At 72.4% G+C, this 4259-nt stretch carries 5 protein-coding genes; 4 read left to right on the forward strand and 1 reads right to left on the reverse strand.

All coding sequences use genetic code 11. The features are described 5' to 3' along the window. The first annotated feature begins 113 nt into the window (after positions 1-113). The 3 genes from AC1MIR_RS09215 to AC1MIR_RS09225 are packed head-to-tail and all read left to right on the forward strand — an operon-like array spanning position 114 to position 2360. Positions 114-1028: an FAD-dependent monooxygenase gene (locus tag AC1MIR_RS09215; protein WP_480027872.1), complete on the forward strand. Its 915-nt coding sequence runs from the start codon at positions 114-116 to the stop codon at positions 1026-1028. Between the two features lie 25 nt (positions 1029-1053). Further along, positions 1054-2004, forward strand: coding sequence for a VOC family protein (locus tag AC1MIR_RS09220; protein WP_480027873.1), 951 nt, complete (start codon positions 1054-1056; stop codon positions 2002-2004). Next, positions 2004-2360, forward strand: coding sequence for a hypothetical protein (locus AC1MIR_RS09225; RefSeq protein WP_480027874.1), 357 nt, complete (start codon positions 2004-2006; stop codon positions 2358-2360). Before AC1MIR_RS09220 ends, AC1MIR_RS09225 begins: the two co-directional genes overlap by 1 nt. 169 nt (positions 2361-2529) lie before the next feature. Here AC1MIR_RS09225 and AC1MIR_RS09230 read toward each other — a convergent pair whose 3' ends face one another. Beyond that, positions 2530-3483, reverse strand: coding sequence for a cupin domain-containing protein (locus tag AC1MIR_RS09230; protein WP_480027875.1), 954 nt, complete (start codon positions 3481-3483; stop codon positions 2530-2532). A gap of 73 nt (positions 3484-3556) precedes the next feature. On the opposite strand from AC1MIR_RS09230, the gene AC1MIR_RS09235 reads away from it, so the two are divergent. Beyond that, on the forward strand, positions 3557-4259 hold a 703-nt coding region (locus tag AC1MIR_RS09235; RefSeq protein WP_480027876.1), incomplete at its 3' end, for an IclR family transcriptional regulator.

Here is a 4259-nt window from a genome sequence, read left to right on the forward strand (position 1 = left end):
CACCATGTCCAGCGCGCCCTCCACCTCGTCGCGCGGGGTGGCTTCCGCCCGGGCGACCCGCACCCCCAGCCCGGCCCCCCCGGCCCGCGCGGCCGCGCTTCCGCATCAGCCGCATGTGGGACAGCGGGGCCGAGACCTCGCGCCTGCCGATGGCGGACGAGGCCGAGCGGAAGTACGGCGCGCCGCAGCTCACGCTGCATCGCGCGGACCTGCTTTCGGCGTTGGAAGCGGCATTGCCGGAGGATGCGATCCAGCTCGGCCGCCGCGCGGTGGAGGTGTCGGAGGAGGGCGACCACGCCACCATCCGCTTCGCCGATGGGCGGGAGGAACGCGTGCAGGCGCTGATCGGCGCCGACGGCATCCATTCCGTCGCGCGCACCGCGCTGCACGGGGTGGAGCATCCGCGCTTCACCGGCGTCGTCGCCTTCCGCGCCGTGGTGCCGGCGGCGAAGCTTGCGGGGCTGCCCAACCTCGACAGCTTCACCAAGTGGTGGGGTCCGACTCCGCAGAGCCAGATCGTCACCTTCCCGCTCAATCTCGGCGAGGACATCTTCATCTTCGCGACCATCGGGCAGGAGAGCTGGCGCCACGAAGGCTGGACCCAGCCCGGCAGCGTGGAGGAACTGCGCGATCTCTATGCCGACTACCACCCGGAGGCGCGCGCGCTGCTCGATGCCTGCGATGCGGTGCTGAAGACCGCGCTGTGGGAACGCGATCCCCTGCCCTTCTGGTCGCGCGGGCATCTCACCTTGCTCGGCGATGCCGCGCATCCGATGCTGCCCTTCATGGCCCAGGGCGCCTGCCAGGCGGTGGAGGACGGCGTGGCGCTGGCGCGCTGCGTGCAGGCGGCGAACGCGCTGCCCAGCGCCTTCGCCGCCTATGAGCGCATGCGCCTGGTGCGCACCGCGCGCATCCAGATCGGCTCGCGCCAGAACACCTGGCTGCGCGAAGGCGGCAATGCCGACTGGGTCTATGGCTATGATGCCTGGGCGGCGCCGCTCGGCGAGCCGGCCGCCATGGCGGATTGACGCGAGGGAGTTGGGGAGAATCGCGATGGGCTTCTCGGGGGTGGATGCGGTCGTGTTCGGCGTCGCCGACATGGCGGAGGCGCGGCGCTTCTGCGACGATTGGGGCCTCAGCCTGCTGCATGCGGAAGCGGACCGCGCCGTGTACGAGACGCGCGACGGCGGCGAGGTGATCCTGCGGCCGCAGGATTCGCCGGACCTGCCGCCGGCGATCGAGCCGGGCAACACCTTGCGGGAGGTGATCTGGGGCGCGCCGGATGCGGCCGCGCTGAAGGATTCGCTTGACCGCCTGAGTGCCGCCGGCGCGCTGGTGCCGGGGCCGGACGGGCTGCCGCGCGCGCATGACCCGAACGGGCTGCGGCTCGGCTTCCGCGTCAGCCGCCGCCGCGCGGTGAAGGTGACGCCGACGCCGGCGAACGCGCCCGGCAATCCGGCGCGGATCGACCGCCGCTCTCCGGTGCATGAGCGGGCGGAGCCGATCAAGCTGGGCCACATCGTGCTGTTCGCCGCGGATTTCGCCGCGATGCGCGCCTTCTACGCGCAGACTATGGGCTTCATCGTATCGGACGAGTATCCGGGCCACGGCGTCTTCCTGCGCTGCCGGCGGCGCGGCGAGCACCACAACCTCTTCATCCTGAATCGCCCGGGCAAGCCCGGCGTGAACCACGTGGCCTTCACGCTGACCGACGTGCATGAGGTGATCGGCGGCGGCATCGCGATGGCGAAGAAGGGCTGGAAGACGGAGATCGGGCCGGGCCGGCATCCGATCTCCTCGGCCTATTTCTGGTATTTCCACAACCCGCTCGGCCCGCCGCTGGAATACTACGCCGACGACGACTATTGCACCGAGGCCTGGCAGGCGCAGGAATGGACGCGCAAGCCGGAACTGTTCGCCGAATGGGCGGTCGCGGGCGGCATCGACGGCACGACGCGGCGGCAGGTGGTGGCGGTGGACAACAGCGGGCGCGGGCATGCGTGATGCGCGCTGAGTTGCGCCGGATCGTCGCGGCGGAGGCGCAACGTCGGCGCAGCGGGCGCTGCCCGGCGGTGCTGCACGCGCTCGGCACCGGCGAATCCTTTGCCTTCGTGGCGCGCGAGGACGGGTTCGTGGATGCGGCGAGCGGAATGGCGGTGCGCGCGGAAGCGGACCGGCTGGTGCTGCCGGACGGCACGGCGATCCTGTTCGCGCTCGACGGCGATGTGGGCTTCGCGGGCTACGACCCCGTCTCGCGCGAGCGCTTCACGGGGCGCGGCGCGGCGGGGGCGTCGGTGACGATCTATGACGCGCGGGGGGACCACTTCCAGTATGCGATGCTGGAGTGGGAGAGGGGGTGAGGCGGGCGTCGGTGGCGCGCGCGTGAGGCAGCGCAGCGCTGGCCGCCACCCCATCCAGCCTGCGTAAGCGGCGCTGATGCGCCGCTACTCCGGCGGCCGACGCTATGCGTCGTCCCCCCCGCTGTCGCGGGAGAGGGAGGCGCTGGGCGGGGGAGGGTGGCGCCAGAGGTCAGGCGGCTTCGAACGTCACGCTCTCGGGCTCGGCATTGCCGACCACGCACCAGGCGGTGCAGGGGCCGATACCGGTGTTGCGGAACCAGTGCGTCCGGCCGGCGGGGTTCAGCACCAGGTCGCGCGGGCCGAGTTCCATCTCCACGCGCTCGCCATTCTCCTCCCAGCCCACCGTCAGGCTGCCTTCCAGCACCATCAGCGCGTCCTCGACATCGCGGACATAGGGGCGGACGCCGGCGCCGGCGGGGATGCCGTACATCTCCTTGCGGCAGGTGTCGCTCTCCACGCCACCCGAACCGACATAGACGCGGCGCTGGAAGCCCGCGGCCTCGTGGATCGGCGCCTGTTCCGCGTGGCGGATCACGTTGCGCGCCATCTGCTGCTGCAGCGGATGATCGCCCGCGGGATCGAAGGGAATGGTCTTGCCGGGCGCGGCGCCGAAGCTGCGGGCGAGCGCCGGATCGGTGCCGAGCTTCGGGTGATACAGGTAGCGCGGCGGCAGCGGCTTGCCGACATCCACGCTGATGCTCATCAGCACCGGCTCGATCCCGTCGTTGCGGAAGCCGTGGCCGACATCGCGCGCGTTCAGGATCATGTCCTTCGGGCCGAGCTTCACTTCGCAGACCTCGCCCTCGCGTTCCCACCCCACCGTGAGCACGCCGGCGATGACGAGGAAGGATTCCTCGATCTCGTGGGCGTGGCAGGCGGCGTAGTTGCCGACGGGCTTGTGGATCAGGCTGACGGTGAAGTGCTCCGGCGCGAGTGTGCCGGGCTCGCCGACCTTCGGGCTGCCGCCGGCGCCGACATAGCGCATCTGCGCACGCGCGAGCTCGGGATAGCCGCGGTTGGAGGGGAAGGCGTCCCAGTCGAAGCTCTTCTGGGTGTGGCGGACCACCTTGCCGCGCAGCGCGGCGGCGAGCGGGCTGGGCGTGGGCTTCGTCATCACGTTCATGGCGCGTCTCCTCGGCGTGGCGTGTCGCGGCTTTCCATAGCGTCAGGGCGCCGGGACGCGTAGGCTGCGTTTCATGGGCAAAACACCCTTGGGCAAAGCACCGGCCGAGCCGCAGGACCGCTACCTGGTGCCCGGCCTGGTGCGCGGGCTGGAGGTGCTGGCCGCCTTCACGCCGCAGGCGCCGCGGCTGACGCAGGGCGAGATCGCCGCGGCGCTCGGCGTCAGCCGCTCGGCGGTGTTCCGGGTGGTGTACACGCTGGCCGAGCTCGGCTTCCTGCTGCATGACCCGGCGAACGGGCGCTATGCGCTCGGCCCGGCGCTGCTGCGCCTCGGCCATGGCGTGCTGCCGGCGCGCGACGTGATCGGCGTGGCGCTGCCGGTGCTGGAGGCGCTGCGCGACGCCACCGGCTGGTCGGCGCATCTCGGCGTGCTGGAGGGGGCGGAGGTGGTGTATCTGCTGCGCGTGCCGGCGCGGCGGGGGATGCGCAGCATCGTCCATGTCGGCTCGCGCCTGCCGGCGCATGCGACCGCGATGGGCCGCGTGCTGCTGGCCGGGCTGGAGGAGGCGGCGCTGGCCGGGCTGCTGCGCGCGGCGCCGCCGCGCCGCGTGGCGCCGCCGCCCCTGCCGGTGCTGGCCCGCCAGGCGCGGGCCGATCGTGCGCGCGGGCATGTGGTGCAGCTCGGAACCTTCGAGGCCGGCATCGCCTCGGTCGCCGCGCCGCTGCGCGACGCGGCGGGCGGGGTCGTCGCCGCCATCAACCTCTCGGCGCGGCTGG

The organism is Falsiroseomonas sp. RANM36 (assembly GCF_056682175.1).